This is a genomic window from Sphingopyxis sp. BSN-002 (assembly GCF_022024275.1).
Lineage (GTDB): Bacteria > Pseudomonadota > Alphaproteobacteria > Sphingomonadales > Sphingomonadaceae > Sphingopyxis.
Genome location: NZ_CP091804.1, coordinates 2,685,396 through 2,709,101 on the forward strand (window position 1 = coordinate 2,685,396; position 23,706 = coordinate 2,709,101).

General features: G+C 64.7%; 23 protein-coding genes. 11 read left to right on the forward strand and 12 right to left on the reverse strand.

The features are described from left to right. Positions 1–2: 2 nt before the first annotated feature. Together L7H23_RS13270 and L7H23_RS13275 are read left to right on the forward strand one after the other, a co-directional pair. Positions 3–611, forward strand: coding sequence for a hypothetical protein (locus L7H23_RS13270; protein WP_237836340.1), 609 nt, complete (start codon positions 3–5; stop codon positions 609–611). Continuing rightward, complete coding sequence (locus L7H23_RS13275) at positions 611–1,066, forward strand: GFA family protein (RefSeq protein ID WP_237836341.1); 456 nt, start codon at positions 611–613, stop codon at positions 1,064–1,066. Before L7H23_RS13270 ends, L7H23_RS13275 begins: the two co-directional genes overlap by 1 nt. A gap of 3 nt (positions 1,067–1,069) precedes the next feature. Here L7H23_RS13275 and L7H23_RS13280 read toward each other — a convergent pair whose 3' ends face one another. Genes L7H23_RS13280 through L7H23_RS13290 form a run of 3 tightly spaced genes read right to left on the reverse strand, consistent with a single transcriptional unit; the run spans position 1,070 to position 4,210 of the window. Next, entirely contained in the window at positions 1,070–2,656 is a 1,587-nt protein-coding gene (locus tag L7H23_RS13280; protein WP_237836342.1) for a DHA2 family efflux MFS transporter permease subunit, read from the reverse strand. A 10-nt stretch (positions 2,657–2,666) separates the two neighbouring features. Next, positions 2,667–3,770 carry an HlyD family secretion protein gene (locus L7H23_RS13285; RefSeq protein WP_237836343.1) on the reverse strand — a complete coding sequence of 368 codons (1,104 nt, stop codon included), beginning with the start codon at positions 3,768–3,770 and terminating at the stop codon, positions 2,667–2,669. Further along, positions 3,770–4,210 (reverse strand): MarR family transcriptional regulator, encoded by a 441-nt coding sequence (locus tag L7H23_RS13290; protein ID WP_237836344.1) that lies wholly within the window; start codon positions 4,208–4,210, stop codon positions 3,770–3,772. Before L7H23_RS13290 ends, L7H23_RS13285 begins: the two co-directional genes overlap by 1 nt. Before the next feature lie 128 nt (positions 4,211–4,338). Here L7H23_RS13290 and L7H23_RS13295 point away from each other — a divergent pair, with 128 nt between their 5' ends. The 3 genes from L7H23_RS13295 (at position 4,339) to L7H23_RS13305 (ending at position 7,674) form a co-directional block, all read left to right on the forward strand. Continuing rightward, entirely contained in the window at positions 4,339–4,986 is a 648-nt protein-coding gene (locus L7H23_RS13295) for a 2-hydroxychromene-2-carboxylate isomerase (protein ID WP_237836345.1), read from the forward strand. Positions 4,987–5,030: 44 nt separating this feature from the next. Then, entirely contained in the window at positions 5,031–5,783 is a 753-nt protein-coding gene (locus L7H23_RS13300) for an alpha/beta fold hydrolase (RefSeq protein WP_237836346.1), read from the forward strand. A gap of 76 nt (positions 5,784–5,859) precedes the next feature. Beyond that, positions 5,860–7,674, forward strand: coding sequence for a M2 family metallopeptidase (locus L7H23_RS13305; RefSeq protein ID WP_237836347.1), 1,815 nt, complete (start codon positions 5,860–5,862; stop codon positions 7,672–7,674). Positions 7,675–7,726: 52 nt separating this feature from the next. Here the strand turns inward: L7H23_RS13305 and L7H23_RS13310 are convergent, their stop codons facing one another. Further along, positions 7,727–8,053, reverse strand: a complete 327-nt coding sequence (locus L7H23_RS13310) for a helix-turn-helix domain-containing protein (protein WP_237836348.1) — start codon at positions 8,051–8,053, stop codon at positions 7,727–7,729. A gap of 47 nt (positions 8,054–8,100) precedes the next feature. Between L7H23_RS13310 and L7H23_RS13315 the strand changes: the two genes are divergently transcribed. Then, on the forward strand, positions 8,101–8,583 hold the full coding sequence (locus tag L7H23_RS13315) for an SRPBCC family protein (protein WP_237836349.1): 483 nt from the start codon (positions 8,101–8,103) through the stop codon (positions 8,581–8,583). On the opposite strand, the gene L7H23_RS13320 is transcribed toward L7H23_RS13315, so the two are convergent. After that, positions 8,584–9,021 carry a helix-turn-helix domain-containing protein gene (locus tag L7H23_RS13320; protein WP_237836350.1) on the reverse strand — a complete coding sequence of 146 codons (438 nt, stop codon included), beginning with the start codon at positions 9,019–9,021 and terminating at the stop codon, positions 8,584–8,586. Positions 9,022–9,094: 73 nt separating this feature from the next. On the opposite strand from L7H23_RS13320, the gene L7H23_RS13325 reads away from it, so the two are divergent. From L7H23_RS13325 to L7H23_RS13335, 3 genes are all read left to right on the forward strand, one after another. Continuing rightward, positions 9,095–9,883 (forward strand): SDR family oxidoreductase, encoded by a 789-nt coding sequence (locus L7H23_RS13325; protein ID WP_237836351.1) that lies wholly within the window; start codon positions 9,095–9,097, stop codon positions 9,881–9,883. Between the two features lie 191 nt (positions 9,884–10,074). Further along, on the forward strand, positions 10,075–10,659 hold the full coding sequence (locus L7H23_RS13330) for a TetR/AcrR family transcriptional regulator (RefSeq protein ID WP_237836352.1): 585 nt from the start codon (positions 10,075–10,077) through the stop codon (positions 10,657–10,659). 95 nt (positions 10,660–10,754) lie between these two features. Next, positions 10,755–11,630 (forward strand): SDR family NAD(P)-dependent oxidoreductase, encoded by an 876-nt coding sequence (locus tag L7H23_RS13335; protein WP_237836353.1) that lies wholly within the window; start codon positions 10,755–10,757, stop codon positions 11,628–11,630. Between the two features lie 20 nt (positions 11,631–11,650). Here the strand turns inward: L7H23_RS13335 and L7H23_RS13340 are convergent, their stop codons facing one another. The 4 genes from L7H23_RS13340 to L7H23_RS13355 form a co-directional block, all read right to left on the reverse strand. Next, positions 11,651–12,463, reverse strand: coding sequence for a hypothetical protein (locus L7H23_RS13340; protein WP_237836354.1), 813 nt, complete (start codon positions 12,461–12,463; stop codon positions 11,651–11,653). 67 nt (positions 12,464–12,530) lie between these two features. After that, on the reverse strand, positions 12,531–13,313 hold the full coding sequence (locus tag L7H23_RS13345; RefSeq protein WP_237836355.1) for an SDR family NAD(P)-dependent oxidoreductase: 783 nt from the start codon (positions 13,311–13,313) through the stop codon (positions 12,531–12,533). Positions 13,314–13,480: 167 nt separating this feature from the next. Continuing rightward, a complete protein-coding gene (locus tag L7H23_RS13350; RefSeq protein ID WP_237836356.1) occupies positions 13,481–14,962 on the reverse strand; it encodes an AMP nucleosidase in 1,482 nt (493 codons plus the stop codon). 72 nt (positions 14,963–15,034) lie between these two features. Further along, positions 15,035–15,517, reverse strand: a complete 483-nt coding sequence (locus L7H23_RS13355) for a peroxiredoxin (RefSeq protein WP_237836357.1) — start codon at positions 15,515–15,517, stop codon at positions 15,035–15,037. Positions 15,518–15,646: 129 nt separating this feature from the next. On the opposite strand from L7H23_RS13355, the gene L7H23_RS13360 reads away from it, so the two are divergent. After that, the gene (locus L7H23_RS13360; protein ID WP_237836358.1) at positions 15,647–16,210 is read left to right on the forward strand and encodes a YqgE/AlgH family protein; all 564 of its coding nucleotides are present in this window, start codon (positions 15,647–15,649) and stop codon (positions 16,208–16,210) included. 6 nt (positions 16,211–16,216) lie between these two features. On the opposite strand, the gene L7H23_RS13365 is transcribed toward L7H23_RS13360, so the two are convergent. Then, on the reverse strand, positions 16,217–16,612 hold the full coding sequence (locus L7H23_RS13365; RefSeq protein WP_237836359.1) for a hypothetical protein: 396 nt from the start codon (positions 16,610–16,612) through the stop codon (positions 16,217–16,219). 406 nt (positions 16,613–17,018) lie between these two features. On the opposite strand from L7H23_RS13365, the gene ahcY reads away from it, so the two are divergent. Continuing rightward, complete coding sequence (ahcY, locus tag L7H23_RS13370) at positions 17,019–18,434, forward strand: adenosylhomocysteinase (protein WP_237836360.1); 1,416 nt, start codon at positions 17,019–17,021, stop codon at positions 18,432–18,434. Between the two features lie 36 nt (positions 18,435–18,470). Here the strand turns inward: ahcY and L7H23_RS13375 are convergent, their stop codons facing one another. Together L7H23_RS13375 and L7H23_RS13380 are read right to left on the reverse strand one after the other, a co-directional pair. Beyond that, positions 18,471–20,258, reverse strand: a complete 1,788-nt coding sequence (locus L7H23_RS13375; RefSeq protein ID WP_237836361.1) for a sulfotransferase — start codon at positions 20,256–20,258, stop codon at positions 18,471–18,473. Between the two features lie 124 nt (positions 20,259–20,382). Continuing rightward, positions 20,383–23,487, reverse strand: coding sequence for a TonB-dependent receptor (locus L7H23_RS13380; RefSeq protein ID WP_237836362.1), 3,105 nt, complete (start codon positions 23,485–23,487; stop codon positions 20,383–20,385). Positions 23,488–23,706 lie beyond the last annotated feature (219 nt).

Consider the following 23,706-nt stretch of genomic DNA (forward strand, 5'->3'; position numbering starts at 1 on the left):
CGATGCGGAAACTTGCGATACTCACTCTCTTTGCCCTGCTTGCTGCCTGCAAACCCGCCGCGGACAAGCCCGTCGCCGGCGAGGACACCGTCGATGCGCCGCCGATGCCCGAAGCGAAGGCCGACGGCCCGGCCGCCGCGACCACTGCGATCAGTCTCGACGGCGAGGGATTGCGCTTCGTCGACAAGAATAATGGCAAGACCAGCCTGCTCGCCTTCGGGGTTCCCCGCGCGCAGGCCGAGGAAGCGCTCGCGCGCGTCGCCGGCAAGGCCGACGACCGCAGCACCAACGAGGAGTGCGGCGCCGGGCCGATGGAATTCACGCGTTTCGACGCGATGACGCTCAACTTCCAGGACGGCAAGTTCGTGGGCTGGTTCCTCGGCAACGAAAATGGCGCCTCCGAATATTCGACGATGAGCGGGATCGGCATCGGTACGACCCGCGCGAAGGCGAAGGAATCGGTGTCGATCATCGATGTCGAGGACAGCACATTGGGTGAGGAGTTCAGCATCGGCAGCGGCGATGCCGTCGTTGGCGGCATGTTCGCCGAGCCCGGCGAAGCCGCGAAGATCGACGCGCTGTTCGCCGGCGCCAACTGCTTCTTCCGCTGATGGCGGGCGAGGTCACCGGCGGCTGCCGCTGCGGGCAATTGCGGTACCGGATCGCGCAGGACGGGCCGCTGCTCAACTATGTCTGCCATTGCCTCGACTGCCAGAAGTCGACCGCGAGCGCCTTTGCCGACCAGTTGATCGTCATGACCGATTCGCTGGCGATCGAGGGGCGCAGCACGACGGTGGAGTTTCCGCGTCCGACGGGCGGGGTCAGCACGCACCATCACTGCCCCGACTGCCTGAGCCGGGTCTATAACCTGAACAGCCAGCGGCCGGGGATGGCGATCGTGCGCGCCGGGACGCTGGACGATCCGTCCGCGCTTGTGCCCTTCGCGCATTTGTGGACGAAGCGGAAAAGGGCGTGGATCGCGATTCCGGAGGGGATCGCGACGTTCGAGGAGAATCCCGATCCGGCCGCGTTCATGGCGCTGGCAATGGCGCGCGGTTCGACCTGAGGCTCAGTGCCCCATGTCGGCGGCCGACGCCTTCGCCGCCCCGGCTTTTGGCGGACGCAGCAGAAGGACGAGCGGCAGCGCGGCGAGCGTAACCCACATCATCATCCAGAAATCGTCGATATAGGCGACCATCGAGGCCTGCCGGTTGATCTCGGCATTGACCATCGCCATCGCGGTGTCGCCGAGGATTCCGAAGCGGTCGGCGGTCGATGGATCGAGGAGGCTGGTCGAGCTGTTGGTGATATGCGCGACCTGATCCTCGTGGCTCGTCTGGATATTGGCGCCGAGCAGAGTGGTGACGATCGAGATGCCGACCGAGCCGCCGATGCTGCGCAGCAGGTTCATCAGGCTCGATCCGTCGGTGCGGAACTGCGGCGGGATCGTAGCGAAGGCCATGGTGTTGAGCGGGATGAAGACGAGCCCCATGCCGACGCCCTGCACGAGGCCGCTGACGATCACGGGCTGCATCCCCATTTCGAGCGACCAGTGGCTCATCTGCCAGAGCGAGAGCGCTGCGACGGCGAGCCCCGTCCCGACCATCCAGCGGGCATCAACCTTGCCGAGCAACTGCCCGGCAACCCACATGCTCATCAGAATGCCGATCCCGCGCACCGCGAGCACCCACCCGGTGTCGATCACCGGCCAGCCGAACAGATTCTGCAGCATGGGCGGCAGCAGCGCCATCGATGCGAACATCACGATCCCGATCACGACCATGAAGCCCATCGCCGTGACGAGATTGCGATCCTGGAACAGCTGGCGATTGAACAGCGTCTCGCGGCTCGTGAAAAGGTGGACGACGAACATCCACAGGCACGCCACCGATACCCCGGCCTCGATCCAGATCTCGGCGCTGTTGAACCAGTCCTGCTGTGCGCCGCGGTCGAGCATCAGTTGCAAGGATGCCAGCCCGAGCCCGAGCATCGAGAATCCGAACAGGTCGAACCTGCGCGTCCTGGTCTTCGTCGCCGGAAGCAGCGCCCACATCAGCGCGAGCGTCACCAGCCCGACGGGCAGGTTGACGTAGAACACCCAGCGCCAGTTGACCGACTCGGTCAGCCAGCCGCCGAGGATAGGACCCATGATCGGCCCGACCATGACCCCCATGCCCCAGATCGACATCGCGCGGGCGTGTCGTTCGGGCGGGTTTATGTCGAGCATCACCGACTGGCTCAATGGCCCGATGAACGCGCCGCTGATCCCCTGCAGAAAGCGGAAGATCACCATTTCCTCAAGATTCTGGGCGGCGCCGCACGCCATCGAGGCAAGGATAAAGCCGGTGACCGCGCCCAGAAACAGGCGGCGGCGGCCGATGCGATCGGCGAGCCATCCGGTGATCGGCATCGCGACGGCGGCGGCGATGATATAGCTGGTCAGGACCCAGTTCACCGTCTCGCTGGTCGCGCCGAGCGCGGCGCGCATGTGCGGGATCGCGACGTTGGCGATCGTCGTGTCGAGGATCTGGATGACCGACGCGCCCATCACCGCGACCGTCAGCAGCCCGCGGTACCGGACCTGCTCATACAGCGGAATCGCGTCGTCGATCGCCGCCGGGCCGGCGGGTCGGCGGGGCAGGGCGCGGCTTGCCATCGGTTCTGCCCTACCTGGTGAAGACCCGGACGTCGGCCGACAGGCCGGCGATCATGTCGCGCGACGGCTTCTCGTCGAAGGCGATCCGCACCGGAACGCGCTGCGTGACCTTCACCCAGTTGCCCGTCGCATTCTGCGCCGGCAGCACCGAAAATTCGCTGCCCGTACCCGCGCCGATCGTCAGCACATGGCCGCGCACCTTCAACCCCGGATAAGCGTCGAAGCTGATTTCGGCGCGCTGGCCGACGCGCATGTTGGCGAGATCCGTTTCCTTGAAATTGGCCTCGACCCAAGGATGGCCGGTATCGACGATCGTCACCGCGGGCAGTCCCGCGACCATCATCTGGCCGATCAGCAGGCGGTCCGATTGCGCGATGCGGCCGGCGCTCGGTGCGCGCACCTCGGTACGGCCGAGATTGACCTCGGCCTGCGCGCGCTGGACCTTCGCGGCCTCGACCTGCGGATTGACCCCGCTGCCGCCGGTCGCAAGCTTGGCGCGGGCCTCGGCGGCGTCGGCCTTCGCCGCTGCCAGCTGCGCGCGCGCAAGTTCGACCGAATGTTTCGAGGCGTCATAGGCGGCCTTGGTCGTGAAGCTCTTGTCCATCAGCGCCGCCTGCCGTGCGAAATTGGACTGTGCGAAAGCGAGGCTCTCTTCGGCCGATTTGATGTCGACGCCCGTTGCCGCGTAGCTCGCCGACAGATTGCCGACGTCGACATTGGCGGAGTCGATCGCGGCATTCGCCTGCGCGACTGTCAGCGCGTAGGGTTCGCCGTCGATACGGAAGAGCAATTGGCCGCGCTGCACCATCTGGCCGTCCTTGACCGCGACCTCGGTGATCCGACCGCCGACTTCGGCGGCGATCGAGACCTTGTCCATCTGGACATAGGCATTGTCGGTCGACACGGACCCGCCGCTCGTCAGCCAGTACCAGCCACCCGCGGCAAGCAGCACGGCGGGAAGGCCGAACATCAGCAAGCGCGTACGCCAGCTCGTCCGGGGCGCCTCTTCGGCCCCGACGACCGGCTGCGCCGGCGGCGGAAGGGGATCGGCCTTGGGCGCACGCGCCGGTGCGGCGTCTTCGGCTTTCGGGCGGGAGGGGGAGAGCTGGTCCATTATGCGGTCTCTTTTTGGCATTCGCGGCGGGAGAGGTTGGCGCGCACCTTTTCGACGAGCGCGACGAGCTGTTCGCGCTCGGCCTCGCTCAACCCTTCGGTGGCTTCTTCGGTGAGCTTTTCGGCGATCGGGCGCATCTCGCCAAGCATCTCGCCGGCGCGATCGGTCAGGTAAAGCCGCCACGCGCGACGATCGGTGGGATCGGCGCGCCGCTCGACCAGCCCGGCCTCGGCGAGCCGGTCAACCATCCGCGACAGGGTGATCGGCTCGACCTCGAGCAAATCCGCGAGCGGACCTTGCCGGATTCCTTCGTGCCGTTTCAGATAGGTGATCAACCGCCATTGCAGCGCGGTAATTCCCGTATCGCGGGTACGCGCATTGAAAGCACGCCGGAAAAGCCGTGCACTATCGTTCAGCAGATAGCCAATCGTCTCGCTCATGGCAGAGGATATAATAGCAATTGCTACTATATTCAATGCAGCTTTGCTGCAGATGCGAAATATCTGATTTGGTGTAAAATTTTTTTACAGGTGCTTGCGCTCCCGGACTTTTTCGGCAGGATATGCCCATGACTTTGACCGCCGACCTCTTCTGGTCCTTTCGCTCGCCCTATTCCTATCTTTGCATCGGGCGCTATCGCGCGCTCGCGGCGAGCCACGATCTTTCGATCAATCTGCGGCCGGTTTACCCGCTGGCGATCCGTCAGCCCGATTTCTTCGAGCGCAATCACCCCAACTGGCTGAGCTATACGATGCGCGACATGATCCGCGTCGCGCAGTTTCACGGGATACCTTTCGGCCCGCCGCGCCCGGACCCGATCGTCCAGAACATCATGACGCGCGAGATTGCGGCCGAGCAGCCCTATATCTATCGCCTGACCCGGATGGGACAGGCGGCCTCGCGGCGGGGCATGAGCCTGGCCTTCTGTCACGAGGTCGCGCAGCTCATCTGGGGCGGGGCGCAGGATTGGCATCTCGGCGACCATCTGGCGGGCGCCGCGCGGCGCGCGGGGCTCAGTCTCGCAGAACTCGATGCCGAGGCGGAGGCCGATGCCGAGGCGCTGGATAACGAGATTGCGGCGAACCAGGTCGCGCTTGAGATCGCAGGCCATTGGGGCGTGCCGACGCTCGTTTTCGACGGCGAGCCCTTCTTCGGTCAGGATCGCATCGAAATGGCGAAATGGCGGATGGACCAAAAGGGTCTCCAGCCGCGCTGATCGGCGCTTGCGCGACCGGCCGCTGACGGCGCATAGCGGCGCGCATGACAATCGAACCGGACTTTTTCGAGGCACGCGACGGCGTGCGGCTGGCTTGGCGCGAAACGGGCGAGGGGCGGCCTGTCGTGCTGCTCCACGGCCTGTTCTCGAATGCCGAAGTCAACTGGATCAGGTTCGGTACCGCCGCACGCATTGCCGACGCGGGTTTTCGCATGATCATGCCCGATCTTCGCGTCCATGGATCGAGCGATGCGCCGCACGAGCCCGAAAACTACCCGCCCGATGTGCTGGTGCACGATCTGGAAGACCTGATCGCGCATCTGGGCCTTGCCGATTTCGATCTTGGCGGTTTTTCGCTGGGCGCACGGACCAGCACGCGCGCCGTCGTTGCCGGGATGAAACCACGCAAGCTGATCCTCGGCGGGATGGGGCTTGCCGGACTTGCCGGCTGGGCGAGGCGCGGACGGTTCTTCCAGCGCGTCATCGCCGAATATGAAACGGCGAAGCGTGGCGACGACACCTGGATGTCGATCCAGTTCATGAAGACGATGAAGGTCGACCGCGTCGCGGCCAGCCTGCTGCTCGACAGTTTCACCGACACGACGCCCGATATGCTGGCGGCGCTGACGATGCCGACGTTGCTCGTCTGCGGCGAGCAGGATCAGGACAACGGCTCGGCCGAAGAGCTGGCTGCGGTGCTGCCCGATGCGCGACTTGCGACGATTCCCGGCACGCACATGTCCAGCGTGACGCAGCCCGGGATGGGCGAGGCGATGGCGGCGTTCCTCACCGCTTGACCGGGCCGCGGGGGCGGTCCAGATTGCGCGGCATCGCGCCCCAGAGCGCGGGAAAATATCCAGAGGACGCACCCCCATGAAAGCCATGATCTCGACGCTGTCGCTTGCCCTGTCGCTTGCGGTGGCGACCCCCGTTTTCGCCCAGTCCGCCCCCACCGCTGCGGACGCCGACGCGTTTATCGCTTCGGTCGAAAAGGATCTGTTCGACTATACCGTCGAAGCAAGCCAGGTGAACTGGGTCAACGCGACCTACATCACCGAGGATACCGATGCGATGGCGGCGCGGATCAACGCGGTCGGCACCGAAAAGTCGGTCAAATATGCGCTCGAAGCCGCGAAATATATGAATGTCGCAGGGCTGAGCGCCGATACGAAGCGCAAGCTCGATATTCTGCGCACCGGCATCGTGCTGCCGGCGCCGACGACGCCCGGCGCCGCGACCGAGCTCAACAATATCGCGACCGACCTGCAGTCACAGTACGGCAAGGGCCGCGGCACGCTGGACGGCAAGGAAATCTCCGGCTCGGATATCGAGGCCGAGATGGGCAATCTCAACCGCACGCCTGCCGAGTTCGCCGAGATGTGGACGAGCTGGCACAACAATGTCGGCGCGCCGATGAAGGACGATTACGTCAAGATGGTCGGCATCGCGAACGCGGGGGCGAAGGAACTGGGTTTCGCCGACACCGGCGCGATGTGGCGCTCGGGCTACGACATGCCGCCGGAGGAGTTCGCCAAGACCACCGAGAAGATCTGGCAGGACATGAAGCCGCTTTATGTGGCGCTTCACACCTATGTCCGCTGGAAACTGAACGAGAAATATGGCGACGCCGTGCAGCCCAAGACCGGCCCGATCCGCGCCGATCTGCTTGGCAATATGTGGGCGCAGGAATGGGGCAATATCTACGACCTCGTGAAACCGCAGGGCGCGGGGGACCTGGGCTATGACGTCGGCGATCTGCTCAAGGAAAAGGGCAAGGGTCCGCTCGACATGGTCAAGGCGGGCGAGAATTTCTATTCGTCGCTCGGCTTCGCGCCGCTTCCGGAAACCTTCTGGAAGCGCAGCCAGTTCCTGAAGCCCGCCGACCGTGAGGTCATCTGCCACGCCTCGGCATGGGACGTCGACAACAAGGACGATATCCGGATCAAGATGTGCATCAAGGTGAACGCCGACGACTTCACGACGATCCACCACGAGCTTGGCCACAATTATTACCAGCGTGCCTATAACAAGCAGCCGTTCCTGTATCTCAATGGCGCCAACGACGGCTTCCATGAAGCGATCGGCGATTTCGTCGCGCTGTCGATCACGCCGCAGTATCTGGTCGACATCGGCCTGCTCGACAAATCGAAGGTGCCGAGCGCCGACAAGGACATCGGGCTGCTGCTGCGGCAGGCGATGGACAAGGTTGCGTTCTTGCCTTTCGGTCTGCTCGTCGATCGCTGGCGCTGGGGCGTCTTCGACGGTTCGATCAAGCCCGCCGACTACAACAAGGCGTGGACCGACCTGCGCAAGCAGTACCAGGGCATCGTGCCGCCGGGCGAGCGGCCGGCGAACGCGTTCGACGCGGGCGCGAAGTTCCATATACCGGGTAACACGCCGTACACGCGCTACTTCCTCGCCCGGGTGCTGCAGTTCCAATTCTACCAGGCGGCATGCAAGCAGGCGGGCTGGAAGGGCCCGCTCCACCGTTGCTCCTTCTATGGCAACAAGGAGGTCGGCGCGAAGCTGAACGCGATGCTCGAAATGGGCGCGTCGAAGCCCTGGCCCGACGCGCTGCAGGCCTTCACCGGCAGCCGCGAGATGTCGGGCAAGGCAATGGCCGACTATTTCGCGCCGCTGAAGAAATGGCTCGACGAACAGAACAAGGGCAAGCCGCAAGGCTGGTAAGCCAGGTTCGGATCGAGACGAAAAGGCTGGGGTGGCGACGCCCCGGCCTTTTTCATTGCGCCTCGACCGACTGTTTGAACCGTGCGAGCCGCGCGGTTGCGGCGGCGGCGTGCGGGCCGATCCAGCGGTCGTGGATGTCCTGGATCGGCATCGCGTTGAGATGGTTCCATCGTTCGCGGCCGCGGCGCTCGGCGATCACGAGGCCGGCGTCTTCCAGCACCTTCAGATGTTGCATCACCGTGCAGCGGTCGATGTTGGCGAAGTTGCCGCACAGCGTGCCGGTTGTCAGCGGCTGGTCCCTCAGCGTATCGAGCATCTGGCGGCGGACGTGCGATGACAGGGCTTTGAAAACACGATCATATTCTTCGTGGATTGACATGTTATAAATATATAACATAATGGCGAAGAATCAAGCGGAGAGTGTCGATGGAACTGAAATTTCGGGTTGCGGCGCGGATTGCGAAGCCGGTGCACGAGGTGTTCGAGGCGGTCGCCGACCCCGCGAAGCTGTCGCACTATTTCACGACGGGCGGCGCGAAGGGGCGGCTGGAGACCGGCGCGACGGTGGAGTGGGACTTCCACGACTTTCCGGGTGCGTTTCCGGTGTATGTGATCGAGGTCGTCGAAGACGAGAAGATCGTCCTCGAATGGCAGGCGAATGAGGGCGAGGCGCCGAATGTCGAGGGCGGCGATCTGAAGGACGCCGATTACCGCACGCGCGTGACGATGAGCTTCAAGGGGCTCGACGATGGCCGCACGCTCGTCGAGATCGCCGAGGAAGGCTGGCGCGAGAATCAGGGCGCGCTCGGCGCCTCCTACGGCAATTGTCAGGGCTGGTCGCAGATGCTGTGCGCGCTCAAGGTGTGGATCGAGCACGGGATCAATTTGCGCGAGGGCATGTACAAGTAGTTAGCCTGGATATTCGAACTCGAGCGGGCGCGAGCCGATCGGCGCGCCGGTGTTGGCGTCGACGACGACCGGCCGGATCGCCTTGCCGGTCTCGACGTCGATCTGGCGCGTGAGTGCGCCCGTGCCGTTGTACTTTGCTCCCCACGCGCCGATCGCGGCGAGGATCGGCAAGAAATCACGCCCGGCTTCGGTGAGCAGATATTCGTCGCGCGGCGGGCGGCTGCTGTAACGCCGCTTTTCGATCAGCCCCGCTTCGGCGAGCGCCGACAGCCGCCGCGCCAATATGTTCGGCGCGATGCCGAGGCTGGTCCGCATCTGGTCATAGCGGGTGAGCCCGCGTTCGATGTCGCGGAGGATCAGGATGCTCCAGCGGTCGCCGACGCGCATCAGCCCGCGGTCGACGGGGCAGGTCCCCAAATTATTTTCGTCGTCGGTCATTGAAGTCATATGGGGCAGTCACTATCATTTTGCAAGTGACCCGATAGAGGGCCGCCTGCAAAGGAGAATGACAATGACGATTCCCACTGGAACGGCCCTGATCACGGGTGCCTCGACCGGCCTTGGCGCCGTTTATGCCGACCGCCTCGCCAAGCGCGGGCACGACCTGATCCTCGTCGCGCGCAATGGCGCGCAGATGGAAGACCTCGCAGCGAAGCTGCGCGCCGAAACCGGCGTGGCGGTCGATGTGATCGCCGCCGACCTGACCAAGAGCGACGATGTGACGCGCATCGAACAGCGCCTGATCGACGATGCCGCGATCACATTGTTCGTGAACAACGCCGGCATGTCGCTGAACGGCGGGACGCTTGAGAATAGCGCGGCCGAGATCGAGACGATCATCGCGCTCAACATCACCGCCGCGGCGCGGCTCGCGATCGCGGCGGGCAAGGCGTTCAGCGCGCGTGGCAAGGGCGCGATCGTCAACATCGCTTCGGTCCTCGCGCTCGCGCCCGAGACGTTCGAAGGCGTGTACAGCGGATCGAAGGCGTTCCTGCTCAACCTCAGCCATGCGCTCGCGACGACCGGCCGCGAAAAGGGCTTCCATGTCCAGGCGGTGCTCCCCGGCGCGACGCGCACCGAAATCTGGGAGCGGTCGGGCAAGGATGTCGATGCGTTCCCCGCCGAGATGGTGATGGGTGCGGGCGATCTGGTCGACGCGGCGCTGACCGGGCTCGATCGCGGCGAGGAAGTGACGATCCCGCCGCTCGCCGACGAAGACCAGTGGAAGACCTATTATGCCGCGCGGCTCGCGATGGGGCCGAACCTGTCGAAGCGCGACGCGGCGCCGCGTTACCGGTGAGCGAGGCGGTTTGAACTTGAAGGGGCGGCATTTTCTCAGGCCGCCCACTCATTCCTCGTCACCCCGGACTCGATCCGGGGCCTGCCTTCTCTTGAAGGAAAAGGCGGATCCCGGGTCAAGCCCGGGATGACGAACGGGGTGATTACCGCCCCACCTTGCCCAAACCCGCCGCCATGCCCTATCGCGCGAGCATGGCGACGAAGACCACCCCCGGACAAAGCACGCGCGACAAGCTGATCGACGCGGCATTCCGCGCGGTCGCGCGCGACGGGCTCGCCGACACCAACGTCAAGTCGATCGCCGCCGAGGCGGGGGTCAATCCGGGGCTGCTCCACTATCATTTCGCGAGCAAGGATGCGCTGATCGAGGCCGCGGTCGAAAGCGCGACCGCGCATTATCTGGCAGAGATCGATGCGCTGGTCGAGGCGACCCCCAGGGCCGAACTGTTCGATGCTTATGTTACCTTCGCCGCGGCGACGCTCGACGCCAATCGCGACCTGTTCCGCGTCCGGCTGGCGCTCGGCGCGCGCGCGATGAACGATACGCGGCTGGCCGAATGGCTGGAGACGGGCAATGCGGCCGTGCGCGGCCGGTTGGCGACGATCTTTGCCGCAGGGGCGGGGCGCGACGCGCCCGACGACGGCGATCGGCTGCGCGCGCGCATGACCAAGGCGGCGTTCGAGGGCATGATGCTGTCATGGCTGACGCAGCCCGATTTCCCGATGCGCGAGGCGCTGGGCGAATGGGCGGCGGGTATGCGCGCGGGGCTGCGCTAAGGCGAATAATCCTGCTTTGACGATGTGAGCCCTTGCAACGCATCGCGCCGATAGCTATTTGGTTGGTCGACCAACCAATATAGGGACACGCGATCATGCACATAGTGATGACGGGCGCGACATCGGGTTTCGGAGCCAATGCGGCGGGGCGGCTCGCGGCCGCCGGGCACAGGCTGACCATCGGGGCGCGGCGCCCCGAGGCGGTCGATGCGGCGTGGCGCGCCGCGGCGCTGCCGCTCGATCTCGACGATTTCGCATCGGTCGACCGCTTTGCCGAGGCGGTGACGAATGGGCAGCCGGTCGATGCGCTGGTGCTCAATGCGGGGCTGCAGACGTCGAAGCTGGAGACGGGCGCGGACGGTTTCGAGCGGACCTTTGCCGTCAACCAGCTTGCGCATTTCCGGCTGCTCCTTCGCCTGCTGCCGCATCTCGCGCCGGGCGCGCGGGTGATCCTCACGGGGAGCGGGACGCACGATCCCGAGGAAAAGACGCTGGTGACGCCCCCCGCGCACGCCAATGCCGAATGGCTGGCGTACCCCGATCGCGACCCGACGCTGCCGAAGAAGGATCAGGCGCAGGCATTTCGCGCCTATAGTTCGTCGAAGCTCGCCAATATCATGACCGCGCGCGAACTGGCGCGCCGGCGTCCCGACCTCGCCGCGATGAGCTTCGACCCCGGCTATGTGCCGTGGACCGGGCTGGCGCGGTCGAGCGGGAAGATTATATCGTCACTGGTCAGCCTGATCCTGCCGCTCACGATGAAGCGCGACCGCAAGAGCACGATCGCGCTGTCGGGTGAATATCTCGCGGCGCTGGCGGCGGAGCCGGCCTATGCCGGGGCGCAGGGCGATTACTGGTCGGTGCGCAATCCGGCGCTGGTGCGGATCGAGCAGTCGGCGCTGGCGCGCGACGATGCGGCATGCGCGAAGCTGTGGGATGATTGTGCGGGGTTGATGGGGTTGGAGGTGTAGGCGCGCAGAGCAGTCGGCGCTCAGGGCGTTAGCGAGTTTACCCAGTGATCGACCGACAGCTGTACCCAGCGCGTATCGTCGATAACGTGGAGCACGCCATTGCGCCCAATCATCTGCGCGTCCTGACATAGAGCGAGATCGGTTTCCCGAAGCTGCTTCGCATTTCCGTTCTCCAATGTGAGAAGGGCCAGCCTATTCTGCTTTGGAGAATATCCGCCCGCGAGAATGGCATGATGTCCCGCAGCGGCGATGGCGCGTGCGCCGGATATGCCGTTCGTCCAGCTCTGGACACGCTCACTTTTTATCGAGGCGATCCGGAAGTCGCTGTAGGGGCAGAGCCATATCTGTTCGCCATTGGCGCCAAGCGCATAGCAATCGTCGATCCGGATATCTTTCGTCTGCGCTTGCCAAACGCATTCGCCCGACGGGTCGAAACTGGCAAGCCCAGAGCTGGGGGGTGGCCAGTTGCCGTCGGGTAGTTGCTCTGTTCCGAAGATGCCCTCATCGAAGTAGCCCACCCATATCCGGTCATCCGGCGTTACGATTATATGTTCAACGCCGTCACCAACATCGAACTGTGCTTTTCGTCGGCCACCCGGATCAAAGATATGTGCATTATCTCTCCCCCGTGATTCAACGACGACAATGTCGCCGTTCGACAGGCGGTCGAAACAGGGCCAGCGAAATGCAGGCAATTCGCAAACGAACTCCTCGGCTTCGCCGTCAAACAGGGTGAACAGCGCGCGTATCTCGCCCGTCCATTTCTGGTCCCAAGGCAGCTGGTCGGAAAAGTCCCGATCAATACGCAGTATTCCCAGACGGCCGTCATCCATGACGGCGTGACGATGCTTGAACCAGCCGGACGGGGCATCCGGTAGCTGTCGAACCGTCAGAAGCGTGCTAGGCATTCCGCGCCATCAGTCCGCCATCGACGGGGATCACTGCCCCGGTGATATAGCTCGCCGCGGGCAGGACGAGGCTGAGCGTCACGTGCGCGACTTCCTCGGGTTCGCCATAGCGGCGGAGCGCGGTGCGGCGCTTCGCGAAGAGCGCCTTGTCCTCTTCGGGCACCTTGTCGGTCATGCCAGTGCGGATCGGGCCGGGGCAGATGCAGTTGACCGTGATGCCGTCCTTGCCGAGGTCGACCGCGAGGCCGCGGGTCAGGCCGGTGACGCCGGTCTTGGCGGCGACATAGGGCGTATCGCCGGGCGTTGCGCCGAGACCTTCGGTCGAGGCGATGTTGACGATGCGTGCGGCGTCGCTTTGGCGGAGCCACGGAAGCGCGGAGCGGACCATGCGCTGGTGCGCGGTCAGCATCACCGCGAGCGCGCGGTGCCAGATCGCCTCATATTCATCCTCCGCGTCGAGCGGGGCGAAGCTCGAAACGCCGGCGTTGTTGATGAGGATGTCGATGCCGCCGAAATGATCGGCGATGGCTGCGACTATGGCCTTGATCGCCTCGCCGTCGGCGACATCGAGCGCGAAGGCTTTGGCATTCGGGCCGGCCTCGGCGGCGACGGCTTCGCAGGCGGCAAGATCGAGGTCGGTGACCGCGACCTTCGCGCCTTCGCTCGCGAGCAGCAACGCGGTTGCACGGCCCATGCCGCTCGCCGCGCCGGTGACGATCGCGACACGGCCGGCGATGGAGCGGGAGAGGGTTGGGGGTCGATCCGAGTTGGCCATTCGCTTTCCTTCTCCCGTTCGCCTTGAGCTTGTCGAAAGGCTGTCCTTTCTTCCGACGTTAAAGGGAAGAACGGCCCTTCGACAAGCTCAGGGTGAACGGGTGTGGGAATGGCGCGTGGGCGAAGTCCCGATCCGTCAACGGAACGGCGGCTCGTTGCCCCCGCCGTTCATCTGAACGGCGGTTCGTTGAACGCGCGGAGCTTGCGGCTGTGGAGCTTGGCGCCCTCGTCGCGCATCGTCTCGCACGCGCGGATGCCGATCTGGAGATGCGCTGCGATCGCTTCCTCGTAGAAGCGGTTTGCCTGTCCGGGCAGCTTCAGTTCGCCGTGGAGCGGCTTGTCGCTGACGCAGAGCAGGGTGCCGTAGGGGACGCGGAAGCGGTAGCCTTGCGCGGCGATCGTCGCGCTTTCCATGTCGATGCCGATCGCGCGCGATTGCGAGAAGCGCAGCGCACTATCGGTGTAGCGCAGCTCCCAGTTGCGGTCGTCGGTGGTGACAACGGTGCCGGTGCGCATGCGCTTCTTGAGGTCGGCGCCGGTGGCGCCCGACACCGCTTCGGCGGCGCTCGCGAGCGCGACCTGCACTTCGGCGATCGGCGGGATCGGGATTTCGACCGGCAGCACCGCGTCGAGGATATGATCGTCGCGGAGGTAAGCGTGGGCGAGGACATAGTCGCCGATGCGCTGGCTGGGGCGAAGGCCGCCGCAATGGCCGATCATCAGCCATGCCTCGGGACGCAGCACCGCGAGATGGTCGCAGATCGTCTTCGCGTTCGAGGGACCGACGCCGATGTTGACGAGGGTGATGCCGCCGCCGTCAGGGGCGATCAGGTGATAGGCGGGCATCTGGTGCCGCCGCCAGGCGCTGTCGGCGACGAGCGCGCTGGCGTTGACGCCGGGCTGGTCGACGTAGAGCCCCGCAGCGCCCGCGAGCGCGGTGTAGCGGCCCTGACCGACCTGCGCGCCGGCCCATGCGACGAATTCGTCGACATAGCGGTGGTAGTTAGTGAAGAGGATGTAGCGCTGAAAATGCTCGGGCGCGGTGCCGGTGTAGTGGCGAAGGCGCGCGAGGGAGAAGTCGGTGCGCAGCGCGTCGAACAAGGCGAGCGCCTGCGGTGCGGCGGGATCCTGCCCGAACAGGCCGTCGGCGAGTTCGTCGCCGATGTCGGCGAGCTCGGTGGTCGGGAAATGGCGCGCGAGTTCGAGCGGGGTGACGCCGCCCATGTCCGACCCGTCGCTGGCGTCGAGCACATAAGGGAAGGGGATCTGCTGCCCGGTGCGCGTGACCGACAGTTCGATGTCATAGTGACGTGCGAGCAAGGTGAGCTGGTCGCGGAGATAATCGGCGAACAGGTCGGGACGTGTGACCGTGGTGACGAACTCGCCCGCGCGTTCAAAACGGCCGAAGGCGAGGTTATGGCCCTTCTGCCCCTCGCGTTGCTCACCCGTGGTGACGAGGCGGATTGCCGGATAGTCGAACAGCCCCGTTGCGGCGGCGTCGGCCGGCGGCAGGGTGCGATCGTGCACATAGGCGGCGATGGCCGATTTGAGGTTGGCAACCGAGGTGCGGAACTTGTCCTGAAGCTCGGTAATGATCCCTTCAACGAGGGCTGCGGGATCGGAGGTGTCTTGCGATGAGTTGGATGTCATCGCGACGCTGTTGCACGAAAATATGACAAAAGGGAAGAGGGGCGGCCCGATGCGGAGCCGCCCCGCCTGTCCTTAGAGCTGTTCGAGCATATGGTCGGCGCTCGACACCTTGAATTCGCCGGGGGCTTCGACGTTGAGCTGTTCGACGACGCCGTCGTTGACGATCATCGAGAAGCGCTGGCCGCGCTTGCCCATGCCGAAGGCGGTGCCGTCCATCGTCAGGCCGACCGCGTCGGCGAAGGCGCCGTTGCCGTCGGCGAGCATGGTGACGCTGTCGCCGGCGCTGGCGCTCTTGCCCCATGCGCCCATCACGAAGGCGTCGTTGACCGCGGTACAGACGATCTCGTCGACGCCCTTGGCCTTCAGCTCGTCGGCCTTGTCGACGAAGCCCGGGAGGTGCTTGGCCGAGCAGGTCGGGGTGAAGGCGCCGGGGACCGAGAAGAGCGCGACCTTGCGGCCCTTGAAATAATCGGCGGTGGTGACCTGTTCGGGGCCGTTTTCGGTAACCTTCACGAAGGTCGCGTCGGGCAGCTTGTCGCCGGTCTGGATCGTCATTGAGGCATCCTTTCACTCGAGGGGATTGGTTCGGGCGCGACATTGGGGCGCGGCGGCGGCGAGTCAAGCATGTGGATCTATTTGCCGAACGCGCTGGACCCTTTTTGTCGCGCGGGGCATTACAGGGGCATGGAAACGACGCCGACCTTCTTTACCGGCCAGCTGCTGCTCGCGTTGCCCGGAATCGGCGACCCCCGTTTCGAGCATGCCGTGATCGCGATGGTCAGCCATGACGAGGATGGCGCGATGGGGATCGGCATCGCCGACCCGATCGACGGGATGACGGTCGGCGCGGTGCTCGACCAGCTCGAGATCGAGCATGACGAGCCGCTGGAGCAACCGGTCTATCTGGGCGGCCCGGTCGAGCAGACGCGCGGCTTCGTGATCCACAGCCGCGACTGGGCGGGCGCCGAGGCGATCCAGGTCGCCGACCGCTGGATGGTGTCGAGCTCGCACGACATCTTGCGCGCGATCGGGGAAGGCCGCGGCCCGTCGCACTGGCTCGTCGCGCTGGGCTATGCTGGCTGGTCGCCGGGGCAGCTCGAAGAGGAAATGGTCCGCCACGGCTGGCATGTGACGCCGGGAAGCGATGCCATATTGTTCGAAACGCCGCCCGCCAGTCGCTGGCAGGCGGCGTTCGCCGAAGCGGGTGTGGACTCCCGCCTGCTCACCACCGAGGGCGGTGAGGCGTAATTTTCATCAGCGCGCGAGCGCGAGAAGCGGCTTGCCGGCGTTGAGGTTGGCGAGCGCGGTGCGGGCGGCCCAGCGCGAATCCATATAGGTGCCGTTCGCGAGTTCGACGTCGTAGCGGATGTCGCTGGTGATCGCGGCCTTGTATGCGGTCTGCGCTTCGGCGGTCTGGCCGAGGCGCGCATAGGCGGTGCCGAGGTTGATCAGGCGCGAGGGGTCGTCGCGGTCGAGCGTGCTGTGCGTCAGCTTGTCGACCGCCATTGCGTTCCGGCCGGCGCTGAGTTCCTCATAGGCGACCGACAGCGGCGTCGAATCAGTCTCTTCCGCGCCGTTGACGACGATCGATTGCGCCGCGGCAGGGGTCGCGAAAGCGAGCGCGACGAGCGGCAGCAGAATTTTTTTCATCTATCTATCTCCCCGAAAACTTTGGCCGATTTTCTCGCTCGCCCCGGGAAAAGTCAATATTCCGGACCCTTTGTAACACTGATGTCACAAAGGCGAATTAGGCTAATCGCCAAGGCGTATTATAAGTCCGGATTTTCATGATCTTGGCTTTCGGTATCCTGTGTCACAGTTGCGCACGGCGGACTGTCACATTTGAATCGCGCTAAAATTTATTTTCGGCGGGGCCCGCATTCCGGGCGGTTGAGTCGTGCCTGAAGCGCGCCGGGTCACCTCGGCAATCCTGAAGATATAAAGAAAACTTTATATTTGATCGCCGACGCGCTTTCGGCTAGGGCGCGCCCCATAATTACTCGCGTAATTCGGGACCGCTCGCCTGCGGTCGTACTTGCCAATATGGAGATCCCCCGTGGCCACTCTCGCCGCCGACACCCGTGACTATGTGATTGCCGACATCGGCCTCGCCGATTTCGGGCGCAAGGAAATCAACATCGCCGAAACCGAAATGCCGGGCCTGATGGCGCTGCGCGCCGAATTCGGCGCGTCGCAGCCGCTGAAGGGCGCGCGCATCACCGGCTCGCTGCACATGACGATCCAGACCGCGGTGCTGATCGAGACGCTGACCGCGCTCGGCGCCGAAGTGCGCTGGGCGACGTGCAACATCTTCTCAACGCAGGACCATGCCGCCGCCGCGATCGCCGCGTCGGGCGTCCCCGTGTTCGCGGTGAAGGGCGAGAGCCTTGCCGATTACTGGGACTATGTCGGCCGTATCTTCGACTGGGGCGTGGAAGACGGCACGACGTGCAACCTGATCCTCGACGACGGCGGCGACGCCACCATGTTCGCGCTGTGGGGCGCGAAGCTCGAAGCCGGCGAGACGATGCCGGCGCCCGAGAATGAGGAAGAGATCGAGATGCAGCGCGCGCTGAAGGCGTTCGTCGCGGCGAACCCGGGCTACCTCACCAAGACCGTCAAGGCGATCAAGGGCGTGTCGGAAGAAACGACGACCGGCGTCCACCGCCTGTACCACATCGCCAAGAAGGGCGAGCTGCCCTTCCCCGCGATCAACGTCAACGACAGCGTCACCAAGTCGAAGTTCGACAACCTCTATGGCTGTAAAGAGTCGCTCGTCGACGCGATCCGCCGCGGCACCGATGTGATGCTGGCGGGCAAGGTCGCGACCGTTGCCGGCTTCGGCGACGTCGGCAAGGGCAGCGCCCAGTCGCTCCGCAACGGCGGTGCCCGCGTCCTCGTCACCGAAATCGACCCGATCTGCGCGCTGCAGGCGGCGATGGAAGGTTTCGAGGTCGTGACGATGGACGAAGCCGTGAAGCGCTCGGACATCTTCGTCACCGCGACCGGCAACGCCGATGTGATCACTGCCGAGCATATGGCGGCGATGAAGAATATGGCGATCGTCTGCAACATCGGCCACTTCGACAGCGAGATCCAGATTGCGGCGCTCGCCAATTACAAGTGGACCGAAGTGAAGCCGCAGGTCGACCTGGTCGAATTCCCCGACGGTAAGCAGATCATCATCCTGTCGAAGGGCCGTCTGGTGAATCTCGGCAACGCGACCGGCCACCCGTCGTTCGTGATGTCGGCGAGCTTCACCAACCAGACGCTCGCGCAGATCGAACTGTGGACCCGCAGCGACCAGTACAAGAACGACGTTTACGTCCTGCCCAAGCACCTCGACGAAAAGGTCGCGGCGCTGCACCTCGAAAAGCTGGGCGTGAAGCTCAGCCAGCTCAGCCAGAAGCAGGCCGACTATATCGGCGTTCCGGTCGAAGGCCCGTTCAAGCCTGACCATTACCGCTATTGATTGCGGGAGGGGCGCCGCAGCGATGCGGCGCCCCGCTCAGCGTTCCGGTGCGTCCGGATAGCTTTCGAGCGCCGGCCCCAGGGCATCCTTCAGCGGGCCGAGCCATGCCTCATAGGCGCGCCAGCGCCCGGCGCCGTCGCGATTGATCGGGCGGCGCACCTGCTCCGAACTCGCCGTCCGCACCGCGCGGCTGTTTTCGTGGAAGCGCAGGCAATTTTCCTCGAACGGCAGGTCGAGCGCCGCGAGCAGGCGGCGCGTCTCGCCTTCGGGATCGGCGAGCAACTCTTCGTGGATCACGCGGTGCACGCGGCCCGGCAATATGGCGTCGATATGCGCCATCAGCCGCACATAGTCGCGGTAGTAATTCCCCATGTCGGCAAGGTCGTAGGAAAAGGCCTGCCCCTGCGCGAAATATTGCCTGAAGTTCGAGAAGCCGCAATCGAGCGGATGCCGCCGCGCGTCGATGATCCGGGCGTAGGGTAAAGCCAGCAGAATCAGGCCGATGTCGAACCAGTTGTTCGGCATCTTGTCGATGAAGCGCGGGCGGTCCGAACTCCGGTGGAAACGCGCGCGGTCGAGGTAGCGCTGCCCCAATTCCCTCAGGCGCGCATCGGGCAGCCCTGCGAGCAATTCGGGAAAGGGCTGGCGCATCTCGACGATCAGTTCGCGCGCGATCTCCGGAATATAGGGAAGCTCGGCGGTTCCCTCGACCTGTGAATGGCTCGCGAGGATCTGCTCGATCAGCGTCGATCCCGCGCGCGGCATGCCGAGAATGAAGATCGGCGCCTCACTTTCGTGGCCTCGTGCCGTGAACAGCCCTGCGGGCAGCGCCGCAATCGTCCGGGAAACATCGTCGCCAAATGCTGCGGCGTCGTAGGGCATTCCGGCACGGACGAGGGCATTGCCGCTGGCATAATGGTCGAAGGCGGCGTGGTGGTCGCCCGCATCCTCGAGCGCCTTGCCCAGCGCGAAATGCAGCTGGGCGCGGTCGCCCGGCGATTGTCCTGGGGCGCCGAGCCCGGATTCCATCTGTCGGATATCGTCTGCATCGAAGCGCACGGTCTTCAGATTGGCAAGGCTCCACCAGACCTCCCCGTGCTCCGGGCGCTGCGACAGGACATGCCGGTACGCCGCAATGGCCTCTTCAGTGCGTCCGACGGTCTTCAGCATATGGCCGTAGCCGACGCGCGCGGCTTCGCTGCCCTCCGCCGCGGCGAGGAAGCGTTCGTACACGGCGAGCGCCTCGTCATAGCGGGCGAGGTGCCCCAGCGTGTTGGCAAGCTGACGCGTGGCCCCCTCATGGCCGGGGTCGGCTGCGAGGATGGCCTGAAGCTCGACAACCGAGGCGTCGGGCCGTCCCTGACGGAACAGCACCGTTGCGATGCCGAGCCGCGGCTCCGCGAAATTCGGCATGATCGCGAGCGCGCGGCGGAACAGCGCCTCGGCCTCGGCGTAGCCGCCGAGCATGTTGACGAGTTCGGCCAGCATGATCAGCGCGCCCGGTTCGTCGGGGTTCGCCGCGAGATGCGGGCGCAGCATATGCTCCGCCGCGCGGAGGTCACCGCGCGCCAGCGCCGCCGCCGCGGCACCGAGCGTGCGGCTCTGGCCGAAATTCTCGAGCGCGTGGCGTTCGGTACGCTCGGCGCCGTCGCTGTCGCCGAGGCGGCGCAGCGCGGCGGCACGCAGGCGCAGCGCATCATAGTTGCGACCATCGACCGTCAGGATCGCATGCGCCTGTTCGAGCGCGCCGCGCGGGTCGTGCGCCAGCAGGCCGCGCCCGTTGGCGAGCGCCTGTTCGAGCGTGCCGACACCGTCGGTCGCCATGATCAGCAGGTTCCGGAGGACAGGGACATTGCGGCCTTCTTGCCGCCGGCTACCCCGCCGCGCCACAAAAAAAGGACCGGGAGCGCGGCTCCCGGTCCTTTCCTTCGCCCCGAAAGGCTGTCCGTCAGAATTTGGCGACGGCGCCCGCGTAGAAGAAGCGGCCGATATTGTTGTAGATGCCGCTGCCGCCGCCGATGCCGGTGAGGCCATAGGGGGGCAGGCGGTTGCCGACGTTGTCGACGCCGAAATAGGCGTTGAACTTGTCGTTCACATCAACCTGCAGACGCAGGTCGTGATAGATCACGTCCGGATAGTAGCGGATGTCGAACGCATCCTCATTCTCCGGCGGGCGACCCTGAACCGACTGGATGTTCTCGACCGCGCCCGGCGTCATCTTGCCGATATAGCGCATCTGGTAACCGAAGGTCACCTTGCCGTGCTTCAGTTCGACGTTCCAGTTGAACGCATCCGCCGGATCGCCCAGCTCGTACCGCACGCGGTCGGCGACGGTCGGGAAGAGCGGATCGAGGAAATTGTCGTTCTGGAGAACGTGCGTGTACTGGATGCGCGTGTTGAGCGAGAAGTTGCCGAAATTCTTGCGATAGGCAGCTTCGACGTCGATCCCGCGAACCTTCAGCTTCGCGAAGTTGACCGGTCCCGACAGCAGGCTGTTCGAGATGATCTGGTACGGCGCCTCCTGGTTCGGGCCGGTGCCGTTGCCGTTGCGGGTGAAAAGGCCGCAGAAGGAATTGACGGTCGATTCCGAATCATAGCAGGCATCGACGATCGTCTGCGCGTCGAGCGGGACGATCACGTTGTTCACTGTGATGTTGTAATAGTCGACCGACGCCGAGAAGCCGGGCAGGAAGCGCGGCTGGAAGACGCCGCCGATCGTCCACGAATCGGACTTTTCTGCATCCAGATCGGGGTTGCCGCCCGACAGGTACGGCAGCGACTGCAGATACGGGATCGCGGTTCCGTTCGGAATGCCCGCAGCGGCGCAGTTGGCGGCACGGTTCGGCGCGTCACCGATATTGTTGACGTCGCACGGATCCGCGAAGCCCGGCGCGAAATTCTGACCGGCAGGCGTGTAAAGCTCGGTCAGGTTCGGTGCGCGCACCGAACGGGCATATTGCGCGCGGAAGCGGATATCCTCGATCGGCGACCATTCGACGCCGCCGTTATAGGCGTACACGGTCCCGGTCTTGCCCTTGTAGTCCGCGATACGACCGGCGCCGGTGAGCGTCAGTTCGTGGAAGAAGGGCATGTTGGCGAGGATCGGGACGCGAAGTTCGCCATAGATTTCCTTCACTTCGAACGCCGGCGGGTTGAAGGTCGGGATCGCGTTGTAGAAGGTCAGACCCGCGTCGACGAGCGGATCCTGCGTATAGTCGTTCGTCTCGCGGCGATATTCGGCGCCGATCGCGAAGCCGACAGGGCCGCCGGGCAGTTCGAACCACTGGCTCGAATCGCCGCTGAGGAAGCCGCTGAACACGAGCTGCGTGATCTTGCCGCGCGAGACCGTGTCCTGGATCATGTAGTTCTTGGCGTCTTGCGAGATATTGCCCTCGCCGAACATGTTCGCCGGCTTACAGGCGGCGACGTCGTTCGCGAGCTGGGCCTGCGCATAGGCGGGCAGGCGTGCACCTTCGAACGCGATCGCGGCGGTCGGATCGACCTGCGCGCGGCAGACGATATTGCCGTTGGCGACGCCATTCTGGAACAGGCCCTGATCGACCGCGTCGATCGCCAGCAGGAAGCGCTGGACGTTCAGGTTGCCGAGAATGCGGGTCGACTCGGTGAACTCGCCGTAGTTGCCCGAAACTTCATAGGTCCAGTCGTCGTTGAAGGTGCCGCGGGCACCGGCGACGATGCGGAAGGTTTCGCGCTGCGCCTTTTCCTCGCGGTTGCCGAGATCGACGACGTTCTTCTGGAAATAGAAGGGCACGTCGGTCGCCGAACCGTAATAGTCGAGCAGGAACTGGCGCGCCTGCGGGTTCAGATACGGGTTGTCGGTGTTGAACACTTCACGCGGCGAGCCGGTGGTGCCGCCCGAGAAGAAGAACGGGCCGCTGGCGTTGCCGAGCGAATTGGTCCGGACATATTTCGCTTCGATGAAGGGCTCGAAGGCGTCGCTGACGGTGAAGTGACCGATCAGGTTGACGCTGACGCGGTCGAGCGCCGGCGAGAAGCCCGTCTGGGTGCCGTCGCGGAAATTGTTGCCGTCGCCGCCGACCACGGTCGGATAGGCCTGGACGCCGATGAAATCGCCGGTCTGCGGCGTCAGCGTGCCATCGGGGCGGAAGAGATAGGGCTGCAGATAATTGCCGCTCGCATCGCAGCAGCCGAGGAACGTGCCGCCGTTCGAATAGAGGCCGCTGCGAACATCGCGCGTGAAGACCGAGTCGGGGATGCCGTCGCTGCCGTTGGTCAGGCCCGACGGATCGCTGTCGACCTGGACGAAGGTGTTCTGGGTGCGATACGACTTGCGCTGCGAGGCGTACCAGTCTTCCTGGCGGGCATATTCGACGTTGACCGCCACGTTGCCGCGGCCCTCGGCGAAGTTGGTGCCCCACACGCCGCTGACATAATATTGGCCGGCGTCGCCATGCTGGCTGATGCCCGACTGGCCGCGGATCTGGAGGCCGTCGAAGTCGCGCTTCAGCACGAAGTTGACGACGCCCGCGATCGCGTCCGAACCATAGATGGCCGAGCTGCCGCCCGTGACGATGTCGACGCGTTCGATGAGGTCGGTCGGGATCTGGTTGGTATCGACCGAGACCGCGTTGCTGAGGATGTCCGAACCGACGTGACGGCGGCCGTTCTGCAGCACGAGCGTGCGCTGGGTGCCGAGGCCGCGAAGGTCGAGGATGTTGAGACCCGAGGTGCCGAGGAAGCGCGTCGAGTTCGACTGGCCGATCGTGCTGCGCAGCGACGGCAGGTCGTTGAGAACGTCGCCGATCGAGGTGCGGCCCTGCTGGAAGAACTCCTCGCCGCCGACGGATACGACGGGAACCTGCGATTCAAGGTTGGGCCTGCGAATGCGCGAACCGGTGACGATGATCGCTTCGCCGGTGTCGGCGCTGTCCGCGGTTTCGTCCGCCTGCTGGTCGCCCTGCACCTCGTCCTGTGCGTGTGCCGGCGCCGCGAGCATGACCGCGAGTGCCGAAAGGCTTGCCAAACCGAGTTGCCGCCGCGCCCGAAGCGCAGTCCCTTGAATCATTTTCATATAGCTGTTCCCTGGTTTTTTGATCGTTCAGGCAGCCTCTTGCCCGACAGGCCTTAACACAAGGTCAAGCGCGCTCCCGGACTTTTGGGGGGACAACCCGAGCAAAACCAAGGGTTCCAGAGCTTTAACATCAAATCAAGCGCGCGCGACAATTTGCGACAATTTTAGAAATTTGTGTGACTCGAAAGCCACAGCCTTCCGGGCGGCCGATAACCGCCC

What these genes read in the sequence shown, in the direction of transcription:
- L7H23_RS13270 (WP_237836340.1), top strand. Translation starts at nt 3, where the DNA reads ATGCGGAAACTTGCGATACTCACTCTCTTTGCCCTGCTTGCTGCCTGC.
- L7H23_RS13275 (WP_237836341.1), top strand. Translation starts at nt 611, where the DNA reads ATGGCGGGCGAGGTCACCGGCGGCTGCCGCTGCGGGCAATTGCGGTAC.
- L7H23_RS13280 (WP_237836342.1), bottom strand. Translation starts at nt 2,656, where the DNA reads ATGGCAAGCCGCGCCCTGCCCCGCCGACCCGCCGGCCCGGCGGCGATC.
- L7H23_RS13285 (WP_237836343.1), bottom strand. Translation starts at nt 3,770, where the DNA reads ATGGACCAGCTCTCCCCCTCCCGCCCGAAAGCCGAAGACGCCGCACCG.
- L7H23_RS13290 (WP_237836344.1), bottom strand. Translation starts at nt 4,210, where the DNA reads ATGAGCGAGACGATTGGCTATCTGCTGAACGATAGTGCACGGCTTTTC.
- L7H23_RS13295 (WP_237836345.1), top strand. Translation starts at nt 4,339, where the DNA reads ATGACTTTGACCGCCGACCTCTTCTGGTCCTTTCGCTCGCCCTATTCC.
- L7H23_RS13300 (WP_237836346.1), top strand. Translation starts at nt 5,031, where the DNA reads ATGACAATCGAACCGGACTTTTTCGAGGCACGCGACGGCGTGCGGCTG.
- L7H23_RS13305 (WP_237836347.1), top strand. Translation starts at nt 5,860, where the DNA reads ATGAAAGCCATGATCTCGACGCTGTCGCTTGCCCTGTCGCTTGCGGTG.
- L7H23_RS13310 (WP_237836348.1), bottom strand. Translation starts at nt 8,053, where the DNA reads ATGTCAATCCACGAAGAATATGATCGTGTTTTCAAAGCCCTGTCATCG.
- L7H23_RS13315 (WP_237836349.1), top strand. Translation starts at nt 8,101, where the DNA reads ATGGAACTGAAATTTCGGGTTGCGGCGCGGATTGCGAAGCCGGTGCAC.
- L7H23_RS13320 (WP_237836350.1), bottom strand. Translation starts at nt 9,021, where the DNA reads ATGACCGACGACGAAAATAATTTGGGGACCTGCCCCGTCGACCGCGGG.
- L7H23_RS13325 (WP_237836351.1), top strand. Translation starts at nt 9,095, where the DNA reads ATGACGATTCCCACTGGAACGGCCCTGATCACGGGTGCCTCGACCGGC.
- L7H23_RS13330 (WP_237836352.1), top strand. Translation starts at nt 10,075, where the DNA reads ATGGCGACGAAGACCACCCCCGGACAAAGCACGCGCGACAAGCTGATC.
- L7H23_RS13335 (WP_237836353.1), top strand. Translation starts at nt 10,755, where the DNA reads ATGCACATAGTGATGACGGGCGCGACATCGGGTTTCGGAGCCAATGCG.
- L7H23_RS13340 (WP_237836354.1), bottom strand. Translation starts at nt 12,463, where the DNA reads ATGGATGACGGCCGTCTGGGAATACTGCGTATTGATCGGGACTTTTCC.
- L7H23_RS13345 (WP_237836355.1), bottom strand. Translation starts at nt 13,313, where the DNA reads ATGGCCAACTCGGATCGACCCCCAACCCTCTCCCGCTCCATCGCCGGC.
- L7H23_RS13350 (WP_237836356.1), bottom strand. Translation starts at nt 14,962, where the DNA reads ATGACATCCAACTCATCGCAAGACACCTCCGATCCCGCAGCCCTCGTT.
- L7H23_RS13355 (WP_237836357.1), bottom strand. Translation starts at nt 15,517, where the DNA reads ATGACGATCCAGACCGGCGACAAGCTGCCCGACGCGACCTTCGTGAAG.
- L7H23_RS13360 (WP_237836358.1), top strand. Translation starts at nt 15,647, where the DNA reads ATGGAAACGACGCCGACCTTCTTTACCGGCCAGCTGCTGCTCGCGTTG.
- L7H23_RS13365 (WP_237836359.1), bottom strand. Translation starts at nt 16,612, where the DNA reads ATGAAAAAAATTCTGCTGCCGCTCGTCGCGCTCGCTTTCGCGACCCCT.
- L7H23_RS13375 (WP_237836361.1), bottom strand. Translation starts at nt 20,258, where the DNA reads ATGGCGACCGACGGTGTCGGCACGCTCGAACAGGCGCTCGCCAACGGG.
- L7H23_RS13380 (WP_237836362.1), bottom strand. Translation starts at nt 23,487, where the DNA reads ATGAAAATGATTCAAGGGACTGCGCTTCGGGCGCGGCGGCAACTCGGT.